24 protein-coding genes are annotated in these 25,128 nt (G+C 50.2%); 10 read left to right on the forward strand and 14 right to left on the reverse strand.

The features are described 5' to 3' along the window. Positions 1-11 precede the first annotated feature (11 nt). The gene (locus ACOI06_RS10125; protein ID WP_420662455.1) at positions 12-890 is read right to left on the reverse strand and encodes a LysR family transcriptional regulator; all 879 of its coding nucleotides are present in this window, start codon (positions 888-890) and stop codon (positions 12-14) included. Between the two features lie 123 nt (positions 891-1,013). Between ACOI06_RS10125 and ACOI06_RS10130 the strand changes: the two genes are divergently transcribed. From ACOI06_RS10130 to ACOI06_RS10140, 3 genes are read left to right on the forward strand one after another with little or no spacing between them, the layout of a single operon-like run. Continuing rightward, on the forward strand, positions 1,014-2,015 hold the full coding sequence (locus ACOI06_RS10130) for a hydroxyacid dehydrogenase (protein WP_420662456.1): 1,002 nt from the start codon (positions 1,014-1,016) through the stop codon (positions 2,013-2,015). A 39-nt stretch (positions 2,016-2,054) separates the two neighbouring features. Continuing rightward, positions 2,055-2,732, forward strand: a complete 678-nt coding sequence (locus ACOI06_RS10135; protein WP_420662457.1) for an RraA family protein — start codon at positions 2,055-2,057, stop codon at positions 2,730-2,732. A gap of 30 nt (positions 2,733-2,762) precedes the next feature. Next, a complete protein-coding gene (locus ACOI06_RS10140) occupies positions 2,763-3,767 on the forward strand; it encodes a Bug family tripartite tricarboxylate transporter substrate binding protein (protein ID WP_420662458.1) in 1,005 nt (334 codons plus the stop codon). Positions 3,768-3,908: 141 nt separating this feature from the next. On the opposite strand, the gene ACOI06_RS10145 is transcribed toward ACOI06_RS10140, so the two are convergent. From ACOI06_RS10145 to ACOI06_RS10165, 5 genes are all read right to left on the reverse strand, one after another. Then, positions 3,909-5,291 carry a 3-deoxy-D-manno-octulosonic acid transferase gene (locus ACOI06_RS10145; protein WP_420662459.1) on the reverse strand — a complete coding sequence of 461 codons (1,383 nt, stop codon included), beginning with the start codon at positions 5,289-5,291 and terminating at the stop codon, positions 3,909-3,911. A 90-nt stretch (positions 5,292-5,381) separates the two neighbouring features. Then, entirely contained in the window at positions 5,382-6,350 is a 969-nt protein-coding gene (gene waaC, locus ACOI06_RS10150; RefSeq protein WP_420662460.1) for a lipopolysaccharide heptosyltransferase I, read from the reverse strand. Then, positions 6,338-7,339, reverse strand: coding sequence for a dTDP-4-dehydrorhamnose reductase (rfbD, locus tag ACOI06_RS10155; protein ID WP_420662461.1), 1,002 nt, complete (start codon positions 7,337-7,339; stop codon positions 6,338-6,340). Before rfbD ends, waaC begins: the two co-directional genes overlap by 13 nt. A 194-nt stretch (positions 7,340-7,533) precedes the next feature. Beyond that, positions 7,534-8,295 carry a sulfite exporter TauE/SafE family protein gene (locus tag ACOI06_RS10160; RefSeq protein ID WP_420662462.1) on the reverse strand — a complete coding sequence of 254 codons (762 nt, stop codon included), beginning with the start codon at positions 8,293-8,295 and terminating at the stop codon, positions 7,534-7,536. 102 nt (positions 8,296-8,397) lie between these two features. After that, entirely contained in the window at positions 8,398-9,174 is a 777-nt protein-coding gene (locus ACOI06_RS10165; protein WP_420662463.1) for a FadR/GntR family transcriptional regulator, read from the reverse strand. Positions 9,175-9,380: 206 nt separating this feature from the next. On the opposite strand from ACOI06_RS10165, the gene rfbB reads away from it, so the two are divergent. The 4 genes from rfbB to ACOI06_RS10185 are packed head-to-tail and all read left to right on the forward strand — an operon-like array spanning position 9,381 to position 13,062. Beyond that, positions 9,381-10,442, forward strand: a complete 1,062-nt coding sequence (gene rfbB, locus ACOI06_RS10170; protein WP_420662464.1) for a dTDP-glucose 4,6-dehydratase — start codon at positions 9,381-9,383, stop codon at positions 10,440-10,442. Positions 10,443-10,455: 13 nt separating this feature from the next. Continuing rightward, positions 10,456-11,379 (forward strand): glucose-1-phosphate thymidylyltransferase RfbA, encoded by a 924-nt coding sequence (rfbA, locus tag ACOI06_RS10175; protein WP_420662465.1) that lies wholly within the window; start codon positions 10,456-10,458, stop codon positions 11,377-11,379. Then, a complete protein-coding gene (rfbC, locus tag ACOI06_RS10180; RefSeq protein ID WP_420662466.1) occupies positions 11,372-11,932 on the forward strand; it encodes a dTDP-4-dehydrorhamnose 3,5-epimerase in 561 nt (186 codons plus the stop codon). Before rfbA ends, rfbC begins: the two co-directional genes overlap by 8 nt. Further along, positions 11,929-13,062 (forward strand): hypothetical protein, encoded by a 1,134-nt coding sequence (locus tag ACOI06_RS10185; protein ID WP_420662467.1) that lies wholly within the window; start codon positions 11,929-11,931, stop codon positions 13,060-13,062. Before rfbC ends, ACOI06_RS10185 begins: the two co-directional genes overlap by 4 nt. On the opposite strand, the gene dinB is transcribed toward ACOI06_RS10185, so the two are convergent. Next, positions 13,059-14,219, reverse strand: a complete 1,161-nt coding sequence (dinB, locus tag ACOI06_RS10190; RefSeq protein WP_420662468.1) for a DNA polymerase IV — start codon at positions 14,217-14,219, stop codon at positions 13,059-13,061. The two genes, ACOI06_RS10185 and dinB, sit on opposite strands and share 4 nt — an antisense overlap. A gap of 232 nt (positions 14,220-14,451) precedes the next feature. Between dinB and ACOI06_RS10195 the strand changes: the two genes are divergently transcribed. Next, on the forward strand, positions 14,452-15,309 hold the full coding sequence (locus tag ACOI06_RS10195) for an acyl-CoA thioesterase domain-containing protein (RefSeq protein WP_420662469.1): 858 nt from the start codon (positions 14,452-14,454) through the stop codon (positions 15,307-15,309). A 9-nt stretch (positions 15,310-15,318) separates the two neighbouring features. On the opposite strand, the gene ACOI06_RS10200 is transcribed toward ACOI06_RS10195, so the two are convergent. The 7 genes from ACOI06_RS10200 to ACOI06_RS10230 form a co-directional block, all read right to left on the reverse strand. Further along, entirely contained in the window at positions 15,319-16,218 is a 900-nt protein-coding gene (locus tag ACOI06_RS10200; RefSeq protein ID WP_420662470.1) for a glycosyltransferase, read from the reverse strand. After that, the gene (locus tag ACOI06_RS10205; RefSeq protein ID WP_420662471.1) at positions 16,219-17,085 is read right to left on the reverse strand and encodes an endonuclease/exonuclease/phosphatase family protein; all 867 of its coding nucleotides are present in this window, start codon (positions 17,083-17,085) and stop codon (positions 16,219-16,221) included. 8 nt (positions 17,086-17,093) lie between these two features. Then, positions 17,094-18,899 carry an aspartate--tRNA ligase gene (gene aspS, locus ACOI06_RS10210; protein ID WP_420662472.1) on the reverse strand — a complete coding sequence of 602 codons (1,806 nt, stop codon included), beginning with the start codon at positions 18,897-18,899 and terminating at the stop codon, positions 17,094-17,096. Positions 18,900-18,905: 6 nt separating this feature from the next. Beyond that, entirely contained in the window at positions 18,906-19,511 is a 606-nt protein-coding gene (locus ACOI06_RS10215) for a DUF502 domain-containing protein (protein ID WP_420662473.1), read from the reverse strand. A gap of 56 nt (positions 19,512-19,567) precedes the next feature. Beyond that, complete coding sequence (locus ACOI06_RS10220; protein ID WP_420662474.1) at positions 19,568-19,864, reverse strand: FmdB family zinc ribbon protein; 297 nt, start codon at positions 19,862-19,864, stop codon at positions 19,568-19,570. Positions 19,865-19,967: 103 nt separating this feature from the next. Then, positions 19,968-21,446 (reverse strand): N-acyl-D-amino-acid deacylase family protein, encoded by a 1,479-nt coding sequence (locus ACOI06_RS10225; protein ID WP_420662475.1) that lies wholly within the window; start codon positions 21,444-21,446, stop codon positions 19,968-19,970. Continuing rightward, a complete protein-coding gene (locus ACOI06_RS10230) occupies positions 21,443-23,089 on the reverse strand; it encodes a GMC family oxidoreductase (RefSeq protein ID WP_420662476.1) in 1,647 nt (548 codons plus the stop codon). Before ACOI06_RS10230 ends, ACOI06_RS10225 begins: the two co-directional genes overlap by 4 nt. Positions 23,090-23,229: 140 nt before the next feature. Here ACOI06_RS10230 and ACOI06_RS10235 point away from each other — a divergent pair, with 140 nt between their 5' ends. Further along, positions 23,230-24,327: a branched-chain amino acid aminotransferase gene (locus ACOI06_RS10235; RefSeq protein WP_420662477.1), complete on the forward strand. Its 1,098-nt coding sequence runs from the start codon at positions 23,230-23,232 to the stop codon at positions 24,325-24,327. An 81-nt stretch (positions 24,328-24,408) separates the two neighbouring features. Beyond that, positions 24,409-25,032: an SAM-dependent methyltransferase gene (locus ACOI06_RS10240; protein ID WP_420662479.1), complete on the forward strand. Its 624-nt coding sequence runs from the start codon at positions 24,409-24,411 to the stop codon at positions 25,030-25,032. Positions 25,033-25,128: the final 96 nt, after the last annotated feature.

The following is a 25,128-nucleotide window of genomic DNA, read 5'->3' on the forward strand; positions in this document are numbered from 1 at the left end:
TCACACCCAACTCACACTCCGTAGGGTTCACTGACCTTGGATAACTGCGCTTGAAACGCCATGATCAACGGATGACGAACACTATGCTCATGATACAAAAGCCCCATTTGTCGGTAGACCGGTGGCTCTCCAAATTCCACATGCGTTAATTTCGAGTTTTGTGGGTCTCTTAAAACCACATGCGGCACAATGGCGACACCCAAGCCCTGACGCACACTTTCTGCAATCGCCCACACCATATCAACTTCTGCAATCTCATGCGGTTCAATGCCCATACTGGCTAAACCTGCGTTAATGGTATGCGCGAGCGGCACATTGCTACTAAACCGAATATAGGGATACTTTGTAAGCAATTCACGGGCTGATTCTTGGGGTGTTCCTTCGGGCGCGATGACAACCAACGGCTCCTGAATAAAAGGCCGCCAGACCACGGTCGGACCCACAGCAATCCGGTCAGCCACAATCGCCACATCAATTCGTTGCGCCAGCACATCGGTTAACAACCCTTCTGAAACACCCATGCGCAACTGAATTTTCAAAGTGGGATGTGCCCGTCGCAAAGCAGCCATGGCAGCCGGAATCAAGGTCATCGCACTCGTGCGGACTGCACCAATTGTTAACGTCCCTTGTAATGGCTCTCCATGCAATAGCCCCCGAACTTCTTCATATTTATCGAGCATTTCTTGCGCCGCACCGACCATCAACCGTCCTTGCGCATTCAACACAGGTGGGCGTTTGCTTCGATCAAACAATTCCACGTTCAGCTCTTGCTCAAGCGCACGCATCTGCTGACTGAGTGCTGAAGGCGTCAGAAACATTTCCTGTGCGGCATCGACCATCGTGCCATGTCTGGCAATTGCCAGTAGCGAACGCATTTGTCGTGTATTCATCAAGCTATTAAAACAGAAAAACTTAATCAAATATGAAAAATAATTCGCTTTTCTTAAGAAATATTGTTCAGTACGCTTTAGTTGTCCAATTCAAATGATTAAAACTTCTAAGGAGACACAACCTTGTCATCGCAAATTCTTGTGACAGGTCCTAGTCTGGACGAAGAGGCAGTTCATTACTTACAGCGACATCAAGTGCAGCCCACTTATCTACCAGCCTATGCGACCACAGACAACTTGATCCAGAAAGTGAAAGAGATTGATCCGGTTGCCATTATCTCTAGAATGGGCCATATCGATGCACCAGTCTTTGAGGCTGCAAAAGGCCTAAAGCTCATCGTCAAACATGGTGTTGGGGTCGATAACATTGATATTGACGCAGCCTCAGCACACGGCATTCCTGTCGCAGTCGCCTATGGTGCCAACGCGCAGTCGGTTGCCGAGCATGCGTTGGCACTGTTGCTGGCAGTTACTAAAAAAATCGTGCCACTCGACAAAAGCATTCGGGCTGGCCGATGGGACAAACCCGGGTTCCAAGGGTATGAATTGGCCGGTTCTCGCTTAGCACTCATCGGTTTTGGGGCAATCGCCAGAGAGACAGCACGTCTTGCACAAGCGTTCGGATTGCAAACCATTGCCTACGACCCACATGCTCAAGATCAATTTTTTGAAGCATCAAACACGCGACGCGCTTCAACTGTTGAAGAGTGTCTGAGCAACGCCGACATTGTCAGCCTGCACTGTCCACTCTTGCCACAAACACGTCACCTCATCAATGCACAAAGTCTTACCTTAATGAAACCGGGTGCGTTTTTGATTAACACTGCACGCGGCGCATTGATCGATGAAAGCGCCCTCCTACAAGCATTAAAAAATGGGCAAATCGCGGGCGCAGGGCTAGACACTTTCGAATCTGAACCGCCTACAGCCGATCACCCTTTTTGGAGTATGGACAACGTCGTGCTCACACCGCACATTGGCGGCGTCACTGTTCAGGCTTCACGGCGTGTGGCCATGATGGCCGCACAAGCAGTCGTCGCCATGCTGAATCAAACTGCTTTACCTGAAGAACACATCGTGAATCGAGCAGCCTTAGCTGCACGCAAGGAAGCATTAGCCCATTAGTTTTCTTTTTTGCACCCTGTTATATAAGGAGCCCAAATCATGGGTATCGGATTCAGAGTCCTTGAACGTACACAAGTCGTTAGCACACACCAAATTGAGCGCTTTAAAACTTTACCGGTCGCTAATGTCAGCGACATGATGGGACGTCTACCTGGTACTGGCCCATCACTCAGACCCTACCACCGTCAAGGCGTCATGGCCGGACCTGCGTTGACTGTTAAAGCCCCCGCTGGCGACAACCTAATGCTGCACAAGGCCATCAACATGGCACAACCTGGTGATGTCATTGTCGTGGATGCTGCCGGTGATGTCAGCCGCGCACTCATGGGTGAACTTATGCTCGCGTACGCCATTAAGCGCGGTGTGGCCGGATTTGTCCTCAATGGGGCGATTCGGGATTGCGATGCATTTTTGGAACAAAACTTACCCACGTTTGCCGCTGGCGTCAATCATCTTGGGCCTTATAAAAATGGCCCAGGCGAAATCAACACACCGATTGCGATCAACAACATGGTCATCATGCCAGGCGATCTAATCCTAGGAGACTCTGACGGTGTGGTGTGCGTTCCTATTTCACAATGCGATGAAATTTACGAATTAACACAACGCAAACATGCACAAGAACTAGAACAACTTAAAGCCATTGAAGCCGGCACCAACGATCGCAGCTGGGTCGATGCGGCCCTTCTCAAAGCAGGCTGCAGCCTGCCTAATTAATCCATGTAGTTTTGTTCAGGAGACAAACCCATGTTCACTTTCACACCCACTATTTCTAAGCGCTTGATCACAACCGTCGGTCTTTGCGCCACACTCTCAGCCATCCCATTGAGTGCAGCACTCGCACAAACTGACGCTTATCCATCCAGACCCATTCATTTGGTTGTGCCCTTTCCACCCGGCGGCGGTACAGACCTAATCGGTCGTGCTGTTGCAATGCAGCTCGCCAATGATACCGGCTGGACTGTGGTCGTTGATAACAAAGGGGGTGCTGGTGGCACCATTGGTGTTGACGCGGCCGCTAAGGCTAAGCCTGATGGCTACACACTGGTTCTGGGTCAGACCAGTAACCTTGCCATCGGTCCCTGGCTCTATAAAAGCCTGCCCTACAATCCAAAAACTGACCTCACGCCCATTGGCTTAGTCAGCGTCTCCCCTATCGCCATGGCAACAGGTGCCAATACGCCTTACAAAACTTTCGCTGACGTGGTTAATGCTTCGAAAGAAAAGCCAGGTTCAATCACTTTAGGTTTTTCAGGTAACGGCACAGTGGCCCATTTGTCTGGAACCAGCATTGAAAAAACCTCAGGCATTGAGCTCACGCATATTCCTTACAAAGGCGCATCGCAAGCGATGACCGATCTGATTGGCGGTGGTATTGATCTTTATATGTCATCTATCCCCACATTACTCAACCAAATCCGGGCCGGCCAGCTTCGTGCCATTGCCGTCACATCACCTGAACGGGCACCGGAATTACCTGATACACCATCACTGAGTGAATCCGGTTATAAGGATTTTGATTTGCAATCATGGTGGGGCATTCTGGCACCAGCTGGTGTTCCAGCCGACGTGGTTGAAACAGTGAACAAAGCATTAAATCAAGCACTGCAAAACCCTGAATTGATCGAGAAGTTGCAAGCATCTGGTGGACAAGTTTTGGGAGGCACTCCCGAACAATTCCAGACGTATCTGGATCAGGAAATTGAACGTTGGGGCACTCTAGTCAAAGAGTCAGGCGTCACCATGCAATAAAAAACCTACGGCGTAAAACCTACGTAGCAAAACCCACGAAGAGTGGTCTGTGCAACACAGGCCACTCTTCGACACTTAATTTCTACGCGACGTTTTGTAGCTTCGTGTTTGTGTTTAGTGTCTGTCGTTTATTTCTTATTTTTACAATGACTTACCATCGAGGCATGCCAAGATCCGCTGCGTTGCGCCCACATGCTGAGCAACCCATGACTGACCAGTTTGACCAATTCCCTGGCTTTTCTGAGGTTGCGCAATCCAGCGTCGTGCCAGATCAACTGCACTTTTAGCATCTGAAACTTGCGACAAAACGCCCGCTTGTAACGCACTTTCCACCGCGTCTTTAAAGTTTCTGATGTTGGGCCCAACAATCACCGGCACACCAACGGCACTGGCTTCAATAAAATTCTGCCCACCGAACGGCTCAAAACTTCCCCCGACGATCGCCACATCGGCTGCACCATAAAAAAACGGCAGTTCACCCATCGTATCGCCTAAAACCACATCCAATGTCTGTATCGATTCCCCTGGGGCATCTCGCAACAACGACCAACGAGCATAGTGCATCCCAGTGTCACTTAACTCACGGGCCACTTCGTCAAATCGCTGCGGATGTCTTGGCACAATCACAAATAAAGGCTTTACTTGTGTTGGCTCTTCAGAGATTGTCGCAACATCGCTCACCACATCGCCCTCTATCGAGTGCGGGTCTGGCACAAGCTCATCCTCATGGAGCGCCAAATCACTTTGAGCCGTCAACAGTGGGATAAATTGCGCTTCTTCACCATCCCGAGTACTAGCGATGACAATGACGGGGCGATTGACTTGTGAACGCCAAGCTTGCCCTGCTTCGACTGCCAATTTGGGTAAATCTAGATCAAATTTAAGATTGCCACACACTTGTATTCGCTGGGCACCGGCGTCGTACAAACGCTCGCCATCTTCTGATGTTTGTGCCAACACCAAAGTCAGTCCTTCATAAGTGTGGCGCATGACACCCAAAAGCAAACGATCAAGTGTCTGATTTTGCTTGGCAGATTTTTCTGAAAACCGTGCGCTCACGAGAATGACAGGAATGTGCGCACGATTCGCTGCATAAACCAAATTGGGCCAGACTTCGCGCTCAATCAGAATAATTTTTTGCGGTCTGAAATGCTTCAAAAACCGACGCATCGCGCCCGGAAAGTCATAAGGTATCCATTTCTGAATCACAAATCCGCGAGCAATTTCTTCTGCAAACAAGCGTTGTGCTTCTGCTTTACCAGTCGGTGTCATGTGCGTGAGCACAATGCGCTCACCGCGTAGGACAAGGGCTTTCACCAAGGGGACAGATGCACGAACCTCACCCACGCTCACGGCATGCACCCAGATCGGATGAGCACCATCCCACGGTTGGGTGTAGTAACCAAAGCGTCCATGCGCGAAGATATCCCAGTGATCTGTCGTTTTACGCGTTCGCAACCACATCCACAACCAGACGAATGGCGCAGCTAGAACCAACAAAGCGGAATAGATCAGACGCCCCAAACTTGTAAACTCCTCTTGCGATCAACACTCTACGGACTGCTTAGTATAAGCACCTGCACACGACCATTGGAGAGACTTTGAACTCAGAACTTATTCTTTTTCTGAGTCAGTCTCGAATCCTAAGCTGCGCATCGCAGCTAAGACCTCCTCCAACGTCGCTTCCCGCCCACGATCTCCCAAACTAAACGTCTGTCCTGACCCGACCACGGGTGTACGCACAGGCGTTGAAGCTTTATAGAGTCCGATGGTATCTACGCCTAAAGCCGCACTCAAGTGCGTCAAACCACTGTCCAGACCAATCATCACGCGGGCTGAAACCATCAACTGTGCCAGTTCGGTTAAGCTCGACTTCGGTTGCACCCAGGCTTGAGCTCTCGACCCCAACAACGCTTGCGCACGTTGTGCTTCCGTCTCTGAACCAGCGAGTAAGACCAAGGACAAGCCTTGACGCTGCAAGACATCAAACACGACTTGCCAGTGCTGCTCAGGCCAAAGTTTGTCGTCACGACTCGCAGACGGCATGATCACCGCATAGGGTTCTGACGTAGGTTGTGCGATAAAACGTTCACCCAACCCAAAATCAGGTGCCCCTGTGACTGAATGGCCCAGTGCCAATGCGGCCAGCTTTCTTTGTCGAATCACAGCAGGCTGCCAAAACTCAACCCGATGACGCACGTCATAAAACAATGTGCACAAAGGCTCGCGTGCAGAACGCCAGTCCAATCCATGATGTACGCCAGATGCCGCCCTCACCAGTCCTATCGATTTGAGCAAGGCCTGCATATCGAGCACCAAATCGTAGCGATTGGCACGAATTTGTGCCAACACAGCTTGTCGTTCTTTGCGCACTTGCGAAGACCACCAATTACGACGCCAGCGTCGATGGGCCACTGGAATCACCGTCTGAATGGCTGGATGCCAGCCAGGAATTTCTGCAAACGACTCTTCCACCACCCAATCTATGGTCACACCAGAATGGTGCTTTGCGATGTCAGTCATCGCCGGCAGCATATGGATCAGGTCACCCAAAGAAGAGGTTCGAACAATCAGAATTCGCATTTTTGCAATCGCATCAAAACATCCTGCACACCAGTCTGCCAGTGTTCAGGCTCAATTCCAAAGGCTGTTTGTAACCGTGTCGTATCTAAACGTCCCATCAGTGGACGGGCAGCGGGTGTCGGATATTGCGCGCTTGTCTGCATCAAAACCTGATCAATCGGTACACGCAGTTCAAACCCCATCTCTTGAGCTTGTGTAAGCAAATACTGTGCATAACCATGCCACGAAGTGTGACCACCTGCCGTCATGTGATAGAGACCTGCGTATTGCGTTGGTAGTTGACTGTCACGCAAAGTCCGCAACATGGCATATGTCGTTTGCGCAAGCCAGTGCGCACTAGTTGGCGCCCCCACTTGGTCACTCACCACAGCCAATGTGTCACGCTCGGCACCCAAACGCAACATGGTTTTTAAAAAGTTATGACCATACTGACTGAAGACCCAGCTTGTACGCAGAATCAGACTTAAATCATTGCCGGCAGTGACGGCATATTCACCAGCCAACTTACTGCGACCATAGACAGACAGCGGGTTGGTTGGGTCCGCTTCTGTATAAGGGTCTGACTTCTGGCCATCAAACACATAGTCGGTCGAATAATGCAAAATCGGAATTTGATAACGAGCGGCCACTGCTGCCACCAGACCTGGCGCCACGCCATTCACACACCAAGCTTGCTCCACCTCGGATTCTGCTTGATCCACGGCTGTATACGCCGCTGTATTCAATATAAATGAAGGTTGAACCGCTTCAATCTTTGCTTGCAGCTTGGTTTGCAAGGTTGAGAGGTCACCTAGATCCAGATCTTGCCGGGTTAAGCCCACATAGTCAAAATCGGGCGGGCAGCACGCTGCCAATGAGCGCCCAAGTTGTCCGGTGGCACCAGTCACTAGCACACGGCAAGTTTTATGGTTGTTTTGATCAGTCATGTTGTCCGACAACTGAGATCGTCCATTCGTTTCTGGATGATCTGTCTGTGATTCATTGTTCATTCTGGCAATTTCTTTGTGAATCAAATTGGATAGGTCAAACCCAAATCATTCGGGCTAGTGTACGACGCTTTGCCATCTATCAAAATCTGGTCTGCATCATGACTGATACCAAATTCACAGAATGTGAGATTTTACGCCGAGTGAAGGCCTGCCCAACGCCGATGCACTTTTAAAGGTATCGACAGTGGCAGTTTTTATACAACGAATGTGCCGATTCCCACCAACAGTAAAAACCACAATGAAATACGTCGGACTAAATCTGCTTTACCTGAAAGCGCACGCACAAACAAATAAGAACCTAGCCAAGTCGCCATCACATAAAACGGTAAAAACGTCCCAATATATGCAAATTGGATCGGACGCATCGCACCTTGTACAAGAAACATCGCCAGCGTCACAACCTGCATAATCGCAAAGAAAATAATAAAAAAGGTTCGAATGGCTACAGGCGATACGTCTTTTGCGGACATCATATACAACACAAAAGGTGGCCCACCAATTCCACCAATCGATGTTAGAACCCCGCTGGTTAAACCGGCAATGCTGTCTTGTATACGCCCACGTCGACCGCGGTAATGCCAGCCCGCCAACAGGATGAGCGACAAAACTACCACCACAGCGGCCACCAGTTTGCGCATCAGATGCTGATCCAAACCAGACAGAACCCATCCACCCAAGGGGATACCGATTAATGCGGCGGGCACCATGCGCCACACCAATGGCCAGTCTATGTCTTTACGAACACCGGGCAAGACCTGAAAGGTCGCCATAAAATTCAGACCAATCACAACGATCACCACGTCTGCAGGCACCAGATATAAGCTGAGCACTGGCGCGAGCAATAACCCAGCTCCGAACCCAGAAAACGCCCGCATGGTGGCCCCCACAATGGTGGTCAACAACAACACAGCAAACATGCCAGTTGTAGGAAACAGTTCGTTCCAATAGGACAGCACGGCAGTTTTCCAAAAAGCGTCTGAGCGACGCCGAAAAGAAAGAATCCACTTAGTCGCTAGTCACAAGTGGATTCAGGTGATGATGACAACAAACTCGGTTATTTAATCACCAAAGAGACTGCGATAACCGTTAATACCGTGTTCTAGATGCTCACGCATCGCTTGACGAGCGGCATTGGCATCTTGACGCTCAATGGCATCCACGATACGTGCATGCTCGAGTTGTTCCTCATGAATGCGTGATGTGCCAGAACTGCGAAACCGCAAAGTCCGGACTGCATCTTTCAGAGCTGAACTCAGATGCCCCATGATGCGCACAAAATACGGGTTGTTGGAAGCGTGAATGACCGCCAAATGAAAATCAACAGTCGAGGTTGCACCCGCTTCCCAATCATCAGGCTGCTCTTTTAGTGCTTTTAATGCCTGATGCAAATCATCGAGTTGAGCTTGTGTACGGTGCACTGCCGCCAAGGCCGCTGCGCCTGACTCAATTTCAACGCGCAGTCGATAAACGTCAATCAGCTGTCGGAAGTCCAACAAGTCATCTTGCGCAACTTCAAATGGACGATTATCAATATCTTGTTTAACAAACGTCCCCACACCATGGCGCGTTTCAACCAAACCGGTCAGTTTCAGACGGGCAATGGCCTCACGCACGACATTTCGGCTCACACCAAACTGGGCACCAAGGGCTTGTTCTGTCGGTAGGCGCTGTCCTGGGCTTAGGGTTTCATTCAGAATGCGATCCCGAAGCTGTTGTGCGATTTCATCGGCCAGATTCTCGGGTCGACCCAAACTATCAAACGCTGCGACTGGCTTGACCATCGACTGACGACGAGTTTCACGACTATGAACTGTTCTACCTACTCCGTTCCACATACTTTACCCCCGTTGCATTGTTACCATATGACTTTCGATCATGATTAACCCCGATCTTTTTGTGCTGCTGGTTAGGTTCCGTCAGCCGCGTCGGGTTAGATCCATCATAGTGAGATTTAGCAAGATTGTATGAATGTGGGATGTCCAACAACTTGTCTAGTTTTTAATAATTTCTTAATTTTTATCTAAAAAATGAAGAGCACATCATGATTATAGTGACCGGTGGCGCAGGTTTTATTGGCAGTAATTTCATTCATCTTTGGCTAGAAAATCAGCAAGAATCTGTTCTGAATTTAGATTTACTAACTTATGCTGGAAATCCAGAAAACTTATCGATATATCAAGAAGATGATCGATATAAACTAATTCAAACTGACATCGGAAATCGTGTACTGATTGATCAAATCTTGGCAGAGCACAAACCTCGCGCAATTCTCAACTTTGCGGCCGAATCACACGTCGATCGATCCATTCTCGGACCTCAAGCATTTCTTGAAACCAATGTGATGGGAACGTTCCACCTACTGGAATCAACTCGAAACTATTGGACAAAATTACCACTTTCACAACAAAAAGACTTTCGCTTCATCCATGTTTCGACCGATGAAGTCTTCGGAACACTGACACCCGAAGCACCGGCTTTCACTGAAAACCATCCTTACGAACCGAATAGTCCATACTCTGCCAGCAAGGCCAGTTCAGACCATTTAGTCCGTGCCTGGCACCATACTTATGGTTTGCCCACCATCACCACACACTGCAGCAACAACTACGGGCCCTATCATTTCCCAGAGAAATTGATTCCGCTCGTTATCCTGAATGCATTGCAAGGCAAATCCTTACCCATCTACGGTGATGGTCAACAAGTTCGTGACTGGTTATATGTACGCGACCATGCGCAAGCCTTAATGACCGTGCTGGCCGATGGAGAGCCAGGTCAGACCTACAACATTGGCGGCAATTGTGAACGCACAAACCTTGATGTGGTGCGCACGATTTGCACGCATTTGGATCAGATTCGTCCTAAAGCTGACGGCCTGTCTTATGCGGAGCAAATTACGTTTGTGACCGATCGTCCTGGTCACGACCGTCGCTATGCGGTGGACACTCGTAAAATCTCACAAAGCCTAGGCTGGGAGCCTGAAGAAACCTTCGAAACCGGTCTGCTTAAAACCATACAATGGTATCTGGACAACCCCGAATGGGTTGAGCATGTGACCAGTGGCGCCTATCGTCAATGGATTCAGACGCAATACCAACAACCGTAAAAAACAGACACTTATGACAACCCACGCACACTCAGGCTCAAGCCGACGCGGCATTATTCTGGCAGGTGGCTCAGGCACACGGCTGTATCCACTGACGCACGCCGTCTCCAAGCAGCTTTTACCCATTTATGACAAACCGATGATTTATTACCCGCTCACCACATTGATGCTAGCGGGTATTCGGGACATCTTGGTGATTTCCACACCTGAGGACACACCTCGGTTTGAAACATTACTGGGTGACGGTCGCCAATGGGGGCTTAACATCGAATTTGCTGTACAGCCTTCTCCCGATGGTTTGGCTCAAGCGTTCATTATTGGCCGTAATTTCATTGACAGACACCCAAGTGCGTTGATTCTTGGCGACAACATTTTTCATGGACACGATCTGGTCAAGCAATTACGCCAAGCAGATGCCAGAACGCAAGGTGCCACCGTCTTTGCCTATCATGTGCATGATCCTGAGCGTTATGGCGTCGTTGAGTTTGATGATCAACAACAAGCAATCTCCATCGAAGAAAAACCCGCTAAACCTCGCAGTCCCTATGCAGTCACCGGACTTTATTTTTATGATGATCAGGTGTGCGAAATCGCCAAAGGTATCCGTCCGTCCGCTCGGGGCGAACTGGAAATCACCGATATCAACCGGCATTACCTGACTCAACAAGCTTTGCAAGTTGAGATCATGGGTCGTGGCTTTGCATGGCTGGATACCGGCACACACGACAGCTTACTGGAAGCCTCCAGCTATGTCGGTACACTCCAAAAACGCCAAGGTCAGTTAATTGCCTGTCCGGAAGAAGTCGCTTTAGATGCAGGCTGGATTCAGGCCGACGCACTGATGGAATTGGCCGCCCCCTTATCAAAAAATGGCTATGGACAATATTTGATGCAGCTGGCACAACGCCATCTGTCAGGAAACAACCAAGATGCTTGAAATCACGACCACCCGTTTGCCTGAGGTTTTACTCATCAAACCTCGGGTCTGGGGCGATGCCCGCGGCTCTTTTTATGAAAGCTTTAATCAACGAGAGTTTGAATCGGCAACGGGCGTGCGCGAAACCTTCGTCCAAGACAACCACAGCCGATCAAGCAAACACGTTTTACGTGGTCTGCATGTACAAGTCCAACAACCTCAGGGCAAACTTGTTCGTGTGATTGAAGGTGAAGTCTTTGATGTCGCCGTCGACGTGCGTCAAGATTCCCCAACCTTTGGGCAGTGGACTGGGCACCATCTTTCAGCTGAGAACCACCTTCAACTTTGGATTCCTGCAGGGTTTGCACATGGTTTTTTAGTTCTGAGTGACTCCGCTCAGTTTCTGTATAAAACGACGGATTACTACGCACCAGAACACGAGCGCAGTATTTTGTGGAATGACCCCGAGATTGACATTGACTGGCCACTGGGCGATCAAACCCCCATCCTGTCGCTCAAAGATGAAGCACCACAAGCATTGCTTTTAAAGGATTTTCATCAATCTAAAGCATGAGTAGCCAAGCAAGCCATGGACTCGTCGCCGTGTCTTCACACGGCTTTGGCCATTGGGCACAAATCACTCCGGTTCTGGAAGCAACGGATCGTCTCATCGCCCAACAAGATTTGCCGCCCATTCGTTGGACAATTCGCACCACTCTAGATCACGATCAAATTCAATCACGTTATCCACACCCCATCACAATCGATCCCGTCGCCGATGATTTTGGGATACTGATGTTCGATGCGATGCGTGTCGATCTGGTGCAAACCTTGCAGCAATACAAGCATCTTCACCAAAACTGGTCCGCACATGTAGAACGTGTTAGTCAACAACTCGTGACCCAACAAGTGGATTGGGTCCTTGCCGACATTCCATACCTCACGCTGGCAGGCGCTCGTGCCGCAGGCATTCCATCACTCGCACTTTGCTCTCTACATTGGGCCATCATTTTGGAACAACTCGTGCAAGCCGATCCCAAGGCACTCCAAATAGCCCAAGTCAGCTCACAGACATTTGAGCAGATTCTGACCCAAATGCACGATGCGTACGCCAGTGCTCAAGCGTTTCTCGCACCAGAACCTAGTATGCACATGCCTCGCCTGCCGAACTTACACAGCATCGGACCCATTTGTCAGCAAGCTGCAATCACTCAAGTCTCAAAACGAGACAGATCACACTGGTCTGTTCTAGCCAGTTTGGGTGGCATTCCAACCAGCTATTCAATGGCAGACTGGCCAACTCACTGCCTGAACAAGCCTATCCAATACATCGTGACACCCAGTCAAGTCGATCAGCATCCAAATGCCGTGAGTGCCAGCCAGTTGGGGCTGTCTTTTACGCAAACTTTCCAACAATGCGACTTGGTGATCACCAAACCAGGTTATGGCCTTTTTGCCGAATCAGCTTGCGCAGGCAAACCCGTGATTTATCTAGCACGCGATGACTGGCCCGAATCACAAGCACTGATCACATGGTTGCAGCAGCACGGACGGGCTTTGTCTTATGAAACCCAGCCATTGAGTTCATTACTGGACACATTGCTTTCAGAAGCACCACCCACACCCGTACATCCGAGCGGCAACGAAGAAGCTGCCCAATGGGTGATCAATCGATTGGTGAATCCGCAAAACAACAACGCTTAAATATCAAAATCAAAAGGTAAAGCTGCCTGACGGGGCGAATCCGGTGCGTTGTCCACCAAACTAGACGCTTTAACGCCTAACAGTCGTAGTCGACCTGTCCACTCAATTCGACGTAAGCACTCACGTGCCATGCGCACGATCGTCTCAACCTCGTCTGTGGCCCGACCGACAGTCACATCACGGGTGACTGTTCTAAAGTCCGCAAAACGCACTTTGATACCGATAGTTTGCGTCATCACTTGTTTACGTAAAAGGTCTTGTGCCAAACGTTCACACAAAGACTCCAGCGACTGAGTTAAGGCCTGACGGTCCTGGCGTACATCCATATCTCGCGCAAACGTCGTTTCCCGACTCAGCGATTTAGGAGCACTGTGCGTGACGACCGGTCGATCATCCAGTCCGTGCGAAACCCGGTGCATCCAATGCCCTGTATTCGATCCAAAAAGCGCAATTAAGGATGCAAGTGGTGTCTGCGCAAGTTCGGCAATGGTTTCGATCTGGTTGTCTTTTAAACGCTGTGTGGCTTTGGGACCTACCCCATTAATTGCACTAACCGCCAATGGCCAAATACGTTCACGCACACTGTCCATATCGAGGAGCGTTAAACCATCGGGTTTATCTAAATCAGATCCGATTTTTGCGAGTAACTTATTGGGCGCAATCGCCATCGAGCAACTTAGCCCCGTCGCTTCGTGAACAGCCGCTTTAATTCGCATGGCTAATTCGCGTGTTTCACCAGGCACATCGGTCAGATCAATATAAATCTCATCAATGCCACGATCTTCCACATCGGGCGCAATGGCACGCACCGCATTTTTAAACAAGGCAGAATAACGGCGATAGGCATCAAACTGAGCTGGCAACAAGATCGCATCGGGCGCCAGCCGTGCACTGCGCATCAGACTCATCCCTGAAAACACGCCCAATGCCCGTGCCTCATACGTCGATGTCGTCACCACGCCTCGACCCGTATACTGCGCTAAACGTAACGCCGTCCATTGTCCTTGTGCATCTTGTTGTGGTGCATCGACAGATCGTCCGCCCACAACAACTGCTTGACCCCGTAAATGTGGGTAGTGCAATAATTCAACAGACGCAAAGAATGCATCCATATCCAGATGCGCAATGCGTCTCGCAAGGACATGCTGGTCAGACAAGTTTCATCTCCATCACAGTGAGGCGCGCGTGTATATTGAAGACCGTGCGTCATGCCATCCGAAGCAAGACCTCACGCTGTCATAATCGTAACTGATTTCTGTCTTTACGCTCAGTGACATGATTCATCAAAAGGGCTGAACAACTTTGAACTCAAAAGCATTCATTCAAGAACACGTTTTGCGCTCGATCGTCCTCGACCGCACACCGGGCTACCATTTTTGTGGCAATTTTATGGGTATGATTTTTGAAGATGTCTACGATGGCCGTGCCCGCGTCACCATTCCCGATGGACCGCATCTCAAAGACAAAAACGGACATCTTTCACCAATTTGCTTGGCAATTGCAGCTGATTTTGCGGCCGCATCTGCGATTCGCACCGCCGAGGATCCTGCGCAACGTTTAGCCACTGTGAATCTACATGTTCAGCTCACCAATGCCTCTTTAAATGGAGATCTCGTCGCTCGCGGTGAGCTTCTGGGTTATTCAGAAAACGCCCAAGGCCGATTGGGACTTGCCAAGTTTGAAATTCATTGCAATGATCAACTTGTTGCCTTTGGCACAGGTACCTTCATGGTATTACCCGCCCCGGGCGGGCGCATTCTGCACCCAGTTCCATGGATTAATCGACGTCCACCTGAGTCACTTGAGTTGCCTGATCCCACAACCTTAGAAGCACACGAAAAAGAAATTTATACCCGTGCACAAAACGCACTGACGGCCTACACAGACAACAACACCCCGTTTCTAGACGCCTTTCTAAACATTCGCACACAAACGCTCGATGGCGCGGCCCGAGCTGAAATGGACAACGGCCCCCATGTAGGCAATCGTGTGGGGCATCTACAAGGTGGTATCAGTCTGGCACTCGCCATGGCAAGTGCCAATGCGTCCTTACCTGAAAATTGGAATTTATCTGGCATTACAGCGGCTTATGTCAGTCCGGGACAAGGCGATGCAATCACAGCCTATTCTGACGTCGTGCATCAAGGCCGTTTGACCGCTGTGATTAGTACCAAACTGATCACATCCGAAGGGCGATTGGTGCTGGAAGTCACCACCAACCATGTTCGTCAACAAGACAAAACCTGATCTGACGATTTATCGATCCTGAGCCGTCTGTCGCCAAGCCTGTAATTGGGCGGTTACAGACGCATCATCCCGATCTTCTTTCAGGATGCCATCGGGTGTCCAAACTCGATCTTCCTGCTCGGCCTGCAGGTATAACTTCCAGCGGTTGCGGGCATCTTCCGATGGGCCACGTTTGAAATACTGCCCGTCAAAGTGAACCATCGAGGCGGCATAGCGCAAATTCAAAACCTTGGCGCCTGTCTTGCGCAAACGTCGTTCGATATCCGAATCTTCTGCGCCCCACTGCACCCCGTGGCGTTCATCAAACCCATTCACGGCTAGGAGCTCCTCACGCTGTACTGAAAAATTACAGCCAAGCACGCCCCAAGTTCGACCTTGAAATCGGTTACGAAACCATTGTGGCAAACGAATCGCTTTTTCCAAATTGCGCGCTTTACCCCGCAATGTCCACCACAACAACGTCCAAAAGTTGCGCTTCACAATCCGCGATGCTTGTGAACAATCCAAATGTTTGGTCGCTTCCCGAAACACATCAATTCGTCGACCGGTTTGTATGACGCCCGGGCCCGCACAACGCAAATGGTCCTGCACAAACCCATCCTGAACCACACAATCTGCGTCCACAAAAATCAGTGTCTGACCTCGAGCTTGGCGCACCGCTTCATTCATGATTTGGGTTTTTAAAAAGCCCGCATCTTCTTGCCAAAGATGTCGCACCGGATAATCAAACGTCCCTTTAATGGCGGTGATCGCGTCGATGACTTCTGCGCGTGAACCGTCGTCAGCAATGATGAGCTCAAAACACCCATCTGCCTGCGCATTGAGCGCTCGCATCAATAGTCTGAGCACCTCGAAATCATTATAAAAAGCTGCAACCACGGTCGCTTGCAGCTTAGTCTGAGCCGTCATTCAGCACAACTCCATGTCGGCCAGAATGGGGGCGTGATCTGACAAAATGGTCCACGGTCGTCCGCGCAATACCTGCGCACGATGCACCGCAAAACCACGCTGATAAATGCGGTCCAACCGAAACATCGGAAACTTCGCCGGAAACGTTCTAGGTGGTCTGCGCATAATTTGTGCGCCACCCATCGCCAGCTGATTCTCACGACCATCACGCGTCTGACTCCACTGACTCAAACGCTGCTCGCCACTGAGGACTTGGCGAATTTGACGCACAGAGTCGCGCAAACGCGGCATGTCACCAGCGGCTCGACTGGCTGTCGCAAAAACCTCATACATACCTAGCTTTTGTACAAACAACGGGGCTAACTCATCACGCCAGTCATTAAAATCACCAGCGATCAGTAAAGGTTCATCATCAGGGACGACCTGACGAATCCGCGCGGTCATCGCCTCAACCTGACGCACTCGGCTGCCACCTAAAAGCCCTAAGTGCACCACAAAACAATGCACTTCTTGGCCTTTCACATCGAGCACGACATGCAACAAACCACGTTGCTCAAGCTGATGATCAGAGACATCAATGTTCTCTGAACGCAGGACCGGAAAACGCGACAACAGCGCATTGCCATGATCAGTTGTCTGACGAATGGCGTTACAGCCGTACACCACGTCCATTTGAAGCGCAGCGGCTAAAGACTGATGCTGTGCGTCGAGCGTGGCCTGATCTTCATTACGCCCTTGTACCTCTTGTAAAAAGAGAATATCGGGTTGTAAATTATGCAAACCTAGCCGCAGGTCGTGCAGCGCATCCTTGCCGCTCATTGAGCGACCTTTATGGATGTTGTAACTCACGACCCGAAGCTGTGCCATTTGTCTATTTACGCCGTTTGACCAGGTGTCACAGCAGGCGTTCTCAGACGAATATGCAACTCTTTGAGCTGCTTCTCATCCACGGGGGATGGCGCCTGTGTCAGCAAGCACTGTGCACGCTGGGTTTTGGGGAAAGCGATCACATCACGGATGGAGTCCGCACCGCACATCAAAGTCACTAAACGGTCTAAACCAAATGCAATCCCACCGTGTGGGGGCGCACCGTAGCGCAAAGCATCCAGCAAGAAACCAAACTTGTTACGCGCTTGCTCTTCATCGATTTTAAGGGCACGGAACACTTTGCTCTGAACCGCTTCTTGATAAATACGAACCGAACCACCACCCACTTCCCAACCATTAATGACCATGTCATAGGCTTTGGCCAACGCTTTAGACGGATCGCTGGTTAGATAGTCTTCGTGACCATCTTTGGGGCTGGTAAACGGATGGTGAGCAGCCACATGACGACCAGCTTCTTCATCATATTCAAACATGGGGAAATCAACGATCCAAAGCGCCTTCCAACCTTCTTCGAAGAGGCCCTTCTGACGTCCAAACTCACTGTGTCCGATCTTGACACGCAAAGCACCCATGGCATCGTTGACCACTTTGGCACGATCTGCACCAAAAAAGAGGATGTCACCATCTTGTGCGCCTGTGAGCTCAATCATTTGCTCAAGGGCCTGATCGTGCAAGTTTTTAACGATGGGAGACTGTAGGCCCTCACGACCTTTCGACAAATCGTTGACTTTGATCCACGCTAAGCCACGCGCACCGTAAATGCCTACATATTGCGTGTAAGCATCAATTTCACCTCGGGACAGTTCAGCACCACCCGGGACGCGTAAGGCCACCACACGACCTGAATCAGACTGGGCAGGCTGTGAGAACACCTTGAACTCAACGTCTTTCATCACATCGGACAAATCGGTGAACTCAAGCTTCACACGTAAATCAGGTTTGTCTGAACCAAAGCGTGCCATCGCCTCAGCATAGGGCATGCAAGGGAACGTGGCATCGAGATCAACTTGCTTGACGTCCTTGAAAACTTGACGAATCATGTTCTCAAAGATTTCGCGAATTTCCTCTTCATTCAAAAAGGACATTTCGCAGTCAATCTGTGTAAATTCAGGCTGACGGTCAGCGCGCAAGTCTTCATCACGGAAGCACTTGGTGATCTGATAATAACGGTCAAAACCCGACACCATCAGCATTTGCTTAAAGAGCTGGGGTGACTGAGGCAATGCAAAAAACTCACCCGGATTCACACGCGATGGCACCAAATAATCCCGTGCGCCTTCAGGCGTACTTTTAGTGAGTACAGGGGTCTCAATGTCGATAAATCCGAGCTTATCTAAAAACTGACGCACGGCCATCGTCACTCGATAGCGCAGCATCAAATTGTTTTGCATTTCAGTGCGACGCAGATCAATCACGCGGTGCGTCAAACGTGTTGTTTCTGACAAGTTGTCATCATCGAGCTGAAACGGTGGGGTCACTGACGCATTCAGAATTTCAATTTCTTGGCACAGCACTTCTACGGCCCCGGATGCCAGATCTGGGTTCACGGTTCCTTCAGGACGGTCACGCACCAAGCCTGTGATTTTGATGCAATATTCATTGCGCAAGCGCTCAGCAATTTCAAAAGATTGCGCATTCTCAGGATCAAAAACAATTTGCGCCAGACCTTCACGATCACGCATATCAATAAAGATCACACCACCATGATCTCGACGGCGGTTCACCCACCCATATAAAGTAACGGTTTGCCCAAGATGGGACGTATCAATCTGACCGGTATAACAAGTACGCATTCGGTACTACTCCTGAGGGATAGATGGGGGCGGTGCGACCACACCCATCGAAACAATATGTTTAAGTGCGGCATCCACGCTCATTTTGAGCTCCACGATGTCGGATCTAGGCACCATTAAAAAATAACCTGAAGTCGGGTTCGGTGTCGTGGGAACGTACACATTGACGTAATCAGCTTGCAAATGTTGCTTCGTTTCACCGCTGGGTGCACCCGTCACAAACGCAATCGTCCATGCCCCTTGGCGCGGGAACTCAACTAAAACGGCCTGACGAAAGGCCTCGCCATTGGGTGCCAACACCGTGTCACCCACCTGTTTAACCGAATTGTAAATCGATCGCACCAGCGGGATACGTCCAAGCAAACGCTCCCATCGATTCAAAATCGCTTGACCAATGAAATTGGCCGTCAATGCACCGGTGAGCAACAACACCACCAACACAATTAAAAACCGCATACCCGGCACATCCACACCGAATAGGGCTTTTGCAGACAATGATTCAGGCAACAACTCTTCGAACATCGCAACCAGCGTCACGACGACCCAGACCGAAATGATCAAAGGTGCCCAGATCAGAAATCCAGCTATGAGATAATTTTTAAATGCACGCATGGCAATATTTCGGTGAGTCGTTCATGAGAGAAGTCATGGCACATCCAGCCACTGAATCAAGCATCCGTTGTGCTCGATGCAGAACCTACAGAGGCACTGCTCGATGTATCAGACGATGTGCTCGCGGCTGCGCCTTCAGACGACCCTGCAGAGCCACCCGAGCTTCCAGAACCACCACGAAAATCGGTCACATACCAACCAGTCCCTTTTAATTGAAAACCTGCTGCAGTCACTTGTTTCTCAAACGTGGACTGACCACAGGATGGACAATCAATCAGGATAGGATCTGACATCTTCTGTAAAACATCTTTTTCATGTCCGCAAGATGCGCAACGGTAAGCATAGATGGGCACGAGCCACTCCTTCTAATCAGGATCTGAAACGGGACCTTGAAACCAGACCTGTCCCCATAGAAAAGCCGTCAATTTTACCCCGCTTTTACTAGACAGACGGGATTCACGGTCTTCGTAAGACTTGTCCTCCCCCAGGGGTGAGTTCATGCCCGGGTGTAAACGTCAGTTTTCCGTTGACCAACACCGACCGAATTCCAGCACTGGGAGAAACTGGGTTTTCAAAGCTTGCCCTATCCTGAATCGTCTCAGGATCAAAAATCACCACATCACCCCAGGCACCTTCACGTAAGACACCTCGGTCGATCAACCCAAAATTATTGGCTGGCAATCCAGTCATCTTATGGACCGCGGTCTCCAGATCAAACAATCCTATATCTCGACTGTAATGACCGAGCACGCGCGGAAATGTGCCCCATAAGCGAGGATGGGGACGAATATCATGGGCAATTCCATCTGATCCGATCATCGTGTTGTCAAACGACAGAATCGCCTGGACATCTTGCTCATCCATGGCGTAATAAATCGCACCGCCCGGTACAAGTCGCTGCGCAGCCTCTTTCTCTGTCACGCCCCACATCTGAGCAATGTCATCCAGCATCTGTCCAGTCATTTCCGGGTGTGGTGTCGACCAAGTCACCTGTGTTCGTTTGGCTCGCACAAGCAAATCTGGATGCAACATCGTTGAAGAAGCATGATACGGATAACAATCCAAAGCAACTGGCTGCGTTTGAGCAGCTTCAAGTATAGCGGCCAGTGTTTCACGAGATCGTCCATGATTGGCCACCCCCACCACCTTATGGTGAGAGAGCACAACTCGAATATCCAACGCTCGGCCCACCTCAAAAGCTTCCGCCATCGCCTCCAGAATCTGATTGCCTTCATCGCGCAAATGCGTGACATACTGTCCTTTGGCGGCTGTTAAAGGACGACCTACCTCAATTAACTCTTGAGTGGTTGCAGCCTTTGCTGGGGGATAGAAAACACCCGAAGACATCCCCCAAGCACCTGCCTGCATGGCTTCTTCAACCCAGTCACGCATTTGTGCCGTTTCCGCTTTATCGGCGGGTCGATTTAAATCTTGAACAGCCTGCACTCGCAATGATGTGTGACCAACCAGCGGCACCACATTCACCGCCAAATCTGCATTCTCTAAAACCTGCATGTACTGCTCAAAGGTGGCATAGCGCTGTGGCTGCTGACCCAAATCCATTTGTTCCAGAATCAAATCCAATGGCGGCGGTGTCTCCGACTTTTTGTAGGGGGCAACGCTTAACCCGCAGTTTCCGGTCACAACCGTAGTCACCCCTTGTGACAGTTTTGGCAAGATCTGCTCTGACACCAAAACGGCTCGATCATCATGCGTATGGACGTCCACAAACCCCGGCGCCACCACACACCCACTGGCATCCAACGTCATATCCGCCTGCCAGTCCGACTGGTCGGCACCCATAGCCACGATTCGACCGTCTTTTAAAAACACATCCCCTGCATATCTGGGCGCGCCTGTTCCATCAATAATCAAACCACCCAAAATGGCCACATCGCATCGTTTTACAGGCACACTCATGTCCGATTGAGTCATACAGTTACTCCCTCATTGTTTCGGGCGGCCAGCATGGCATCAGCTGCTTTCTGTGCAATCACTAGGGTCGGTGAGTTGGTATTACCGGATGTGATGGTCGGCATCACAGAGGCGTCGGCCACACGCAATCCTTGCACACCATGGACACGCAAATCACTATCCACAACGGCCATGGGATCATGGCCCATTTTGCAGGTGCCGACCGGATGAAAAATTGTCGTTCCGATATCACCCGCTGCTTTGATTAAATCATCATCCTTCAAAAGACTCGCACCTGGCAAGACTTCTTCAGGGTGATAACGAGCGAGTGCACTTTGCGAGACGATCTTGCGTGTCAAACGAATACTGTCAATCGCCACCTGACGATCTTCTTCAGTTGCCAAATAATTGCAATCAATCGAAGGGGCGACTTCTGTGTTCGGTGACACAATCTGAATCGTTCCGCGGCTCGTTGGACGCAAGTTACACACAGAAGCTGTGAAAGCCGGAAACTGATGCAAAGGTTCACCAAACTTTTCTAGTGACAATGGTTGCACGTGATATTCCACATTGGCACGATTTTGATTAGGATCTGAGCGCGTAAAAATTCCCAGCTGTGAGGGCGCCATACTCAGTGGTCCTCTACGGAACAAAGCATACTGTAGACCCATGTTGAACCGCCCCCAGAGGCTCGCAGCCTGTTGATTCAAAGTCAACACATCTCGAACTCGATACACCATACGCAATTGCAAATGGTCTTGAAGGTTCTGCCCCACACCCGGCAATTCGTGCACTTGCTCAATACCAAACTTTTGTAGCAACGAACCTGCTGCGATCCCTGAGGCTTGCAGGATCTGCACACTGCCGATCGCACCTGCACTCAACGCAATCTCACCCCGACAACCGACTTGTTGGCGCTGACCTTCACGCACAAAAACTACGCCGGTTACGCGCTTTTGATCATCAAACAAGAGACGCTCGACACGTGCACCTGTCATCACGGTCAGATTGGTGCGATCTTTGACAGGTCGTAGAAAAGCTTTTGAAGTATTCCATCGCCAGCCCCGACGCTGATTCACTTCAAAATAACCACTACCCTCATTGTCACCACGGTTAAAGTCTTCAATCGGCTCAATCCCAGCCTGACGTGCTGCTTCCTGAACCGCATCTAAAATTTCCCACGACAGTCGTTGCTGATCGACGCGCCACGGGCCGCCACTGCCGTGCCAAGGACTTGCCCCTTTGTGATGGTCTTCCATCGCTTTAAAGATCGGCAACACATCGTCCCAACCCCAGCCTGGATTACCTAGATCACGCCAGCCGTCATAGTCTTCACGTTGGCCTCGCATGTAGATCATGCCATTAATCGAGGAGCTCCCACCTAAAACGCGTCCGCGCGGATAGCCTAGGGCCCGCCCGTTCAGACCTGTTTGCACTTGGGTGGTGTAACACCAGTCTGTGCGGGGATTCCCTATACAATACAAGTAACCAACCGGAATGTGGATCCAGTGATAGTTATCGGGGCCGCCAGCTTCGAGTAGTAATACCCGACGCTGCGGATCGGCACTCAGTCGGTTTGCCAAAAGGCAACCCGCCGTGCCGGCACCGATCACAATGTCATCAAAATCTCCAGCCTTGGTGATTGAAGTCGTGTCATGTTTCATATGCCACCATTTCCCTATGATGCTCGCATTTTCTGTATAAAAGCATATGCTGTCATCAGATTATGCCGTTTGCGAACCTAAAAACACCGGTTACATCATAAAACCGCCGATTCCTTTTGATTTTGACCACGTAGAAGAACATGAACTCAGCTGCTCCCCTAGTTTTTGACATCACTGAATCCACTCATCGCCAAAACGACGATCTGCGTCAGAAAATTCTCGCGAACCCCGGTTTTGGGGTGAACTTTACGGATCACATGGTCGCCATTGACTGGACCGCACAACAAGGCTGGCACGATGCACGTGTCCAACCTTATGGTCCCTTGCAAATCGATCCGGCATCCTCAGTTTTGCATTACGCCCAAGAAATCTTTGAAGGGCTCAAAGCCTACCGTCATGCCGATGGATCCATCTGGATTTTTAGACCTTTGGAAAACGGTCTGCGCATGCAACGCTCCGCTGAACGTCTGGCTTTGCCCCCACTCCCCGAAGATTTGTTTTTGGAATCAATCAAAGCATTAATCCGTGTGGATGATATGTGGGTCCCCAGCGCACCGGAAACCAGTTTATACCTGCGTCCGTTCATGATTGCCAACGAGCGATTCTTAGGTGTCAGAGCGGCTCAGCGCGCTGCCTACTATGTGATTGCTTCCCCTGCCGGTGCTTATTTTCCGCAAGGTGTTGCACCCGTGAACATTTGGGTCTCTCAAGAACACTCGCGGGCTGCTAGAGGGGGCACAGGTGCTGCCAAATGTGGTGGAAACTACTCCGCATCGTTGCTCCCACAACAAGAAGCCTCTCGCCATGACTGTTCGCAAGTCCTGTTTTTGGACTCCCAAGAAGGCAAATACCTTGAAGAGCTAGGCGGCATGAATTTGTTTCTCGTGAAACGTGACGGCACCTTGCTAACACCGTCCCTGACCGGCAGCATCCTTGAAGGCGTGACCCGTGACAGCATCATCACACTGGCCAAGGATCGCGGTCATGAAGTGGTCGAAAGAAAGATTTCACTCGATGAAATGCTGGAAGGTCTGCGCTCTGGCGACATCAGTGAAGCATTTGCCTGCGGAACAGCCGCTGTCATCACCCCAATTCGCATGATCAAAGGCGAAAGCTTTACCGTGGGTGAGCCTAATGCGCCGGCGGGTGAGTTGACTATGTCACTACGTCAGGAACTAACTGACATCCAGTATGGGCGTCGCGCAGATCCGCATCATTGGATGATGAAAGTTCTGTAATTTTGAAATAAGGCGATCCTACGGGGTCGCTTTTTTGTGTTTGTATTTATTTTTGCTTGATTGCTTTAAAGGCTGTTTTTTATGACCATGAACCCCGCTGTCTCTCGCTGGAATGATCGTTTTTTATCAACTGATGATTATGTGTTTGGCACAAAACCAAACCAATTCATGGCCAAGCAAGCTGCCCAACACCTCAAACCTGGTCAGCGTGTGCTGGCCGTGGCTGATGGTGAAGGGCGCAATGGCGTCTGGCTGGCCGAACAAGGCTTTGACACTTGGTCAGTCGATGCAGCCCCGGCTGCCACAGAAAAAGCGCGCAAACTTGCCAAAGAACGTGGTGTCACTTTACACATCGAAACGGCTGACTTATCGAATTGGAACTGGTCTGAACACGAGTTTGATGCGGTCATTGCCATCTTTATTCAGTTTGCAGGCCCCACTCTCCGAGACACACTATTTGAGGGCATGAAACAAGCCCTTAAACCCGGTGGTCTGATGATATTGCAAGGCTACGGACTCAAGCAGCTGGAATACCGCACCGGTGGGCCAAGCACGCCAGAGAATTTGTACACCAAGGAACTGCTGGAGACCGCGTTTTCAGACATGGACATCCTGATGCTGGAAGAATATGACGCAGTGCTGGATGAAGGTGAGGGTCATCGTGGTATGTCATCACTCGTTGATCTCATTGCCAGAAAACGCTAAAGCCTGCCGTGTAGCTGAAGCCATCCTTTGTCAAAATGGATGGCAACCAGTGCGATTCGTTCCTAAACTCAACTGAATATTCACATTTCGAGGAAA

It is taken from the genome of Orrella sp. 11846 (genome assembly GCF_048820935.1).
Classification (GTDB): domain Bacteria; phylum Pseudomonadota; class Gammaproteobacteria; order Burkholderiales; family Burkholderiaceae_B; genus Algicoccus.

Excerpts from the sequence above, each read along its gene's own strand:
- ACOI06_RS10125 (WP_420662455.1), bottom strand. The coding sequence starts at position 890 with ATGAATACACGACAAATGCGTTCGCTACTGGCAATTGCCAGACATGGC.
- ACOI06_RS10135 (WP_420662457.1), top strand. The coding sequence starts at position 2,055 with ATGGGTATCGGATTCAGAGTCCTTGAACGTACACAAGTCGTTAGCACA.
- ACOI06_RS10140 (WP_420662458.1), top strand. The coding sequence starts at position 2,763 with ATGTTCACTTTCACACCCACTATTTCTAAGCGCTTGATCACAACCGTC.
- waaC (WP_420662460.1), bottom strand. The coding sequence starts at position 6,350 with ATGCGAATTCTGATTGTTCGAACCTCTTCTTTGGGTGACCTGATCCAT.
- rfbD (WP_420662461.1), bottom strand. The coding sequence starts at position 7,339 with ATGAACAATGAATCACAGACAGATCATCCAGAAACGAATGGACGATCT.
- ACOI06_RS10165 (WP_420662463.1), bottom strand. The coding sequence starts at position 9,174 with ATGTGGAACGGAGTAGGTAGAACAGTTCATAGTCGTGAAACTCGTCGT.
- rfbB (WP_420662464.1), top strand. The coding sequence starts at position 9,381 with ATGATTATAGTGACCGGTGGCGCAGGTTTTATTGGCAGTAATTTCATT.
- rfbA (WP_420662465.1), top strand. The coding sequence starts at position 10,456 with ATGACAACCCACGCACACTCAGGCTCAAGCCGACGCGGCATTATTCTG.
- rfbC (WP_420662466.1), top strand. The coding sequence starts at position 11,372 with ATGCTTGAAATCACGACCACCCGTTTGCCTGAGGTTTTACTCATCAAA.
- ACOI06_RS10185 (WP_420662467.1), top strand. The coding sequence starts at position 11,929 with ATGAGTAGCCAAGCAAGCCATGGACTCGTCGCCGTGTCTTCACACGGC.
- ACOI06_RS10195 (WP_420662469.1), top strand. The coding sequence starts at position 14,452 with ATGGGTATGATTTTTGAAGATGTCTACGATGGCCGTGCCCGCGTCACC.
- ACOI06_RS10200 (WP_420662470.1), bottom strand. The coding sequence starts at position 16,218 with ATGACGGCTCAGACTAAGCTGCAAGCGACCGTGGTTGCAGCTTTTTAT.
- ACOI06_RS10205 (WP_420662471.1), bottom strand. The coding sequence starts at position 17,085 with ATGGCACAGCTTCGGGTCGTGAGTTACAACATCCATAAAGGTCGCTCA.
- aspS (WP_420662472.1), bottom strand. The coding sequence starts at position 18,899 with ATGCGTACTTGTTATACCGGTCAGATTGATACGTCCCATCTTGGGCAA.
- ACOI06_RS10215 (WP_420662473.1), bottom strand. The coding sequence starts at position 19,511 with ATGCGTGCATTTAAAAATTATCTCATAGCTGGATTTCTGATCTGGGCA.
- ACOI06_RS10225 (WP_420662475.1), bottom strand. The coding sequence starts at position 21,446 with ATGACTCAATCGGACATGAGTGTGCCTGTAAAACGATGCGATGTGGCC.
- ACOI06_RS10230 (WP_420662476.1), bottom strand. The coding sequence starts at position 23,089 with ATGAAACATGACACGACTTCAATCACCAAGGCTGGAGATTTTGATGAC.
- ACOI06_RS10235 (WP_420662477.1), top strand. The coding sequence starts at position 23,230 with ATGAACTCAGCTGCTCCCCTAGTTTTTGACATCACTGAATCCACTCAT.
- ACOI06_RS10240 (WP_420662479.1), top strand. The coding sequence starts at position 24,409 with ATGACCATGAACCCCGCTGTCTCTCGCTGGAATGATCGTTTTTTATCA.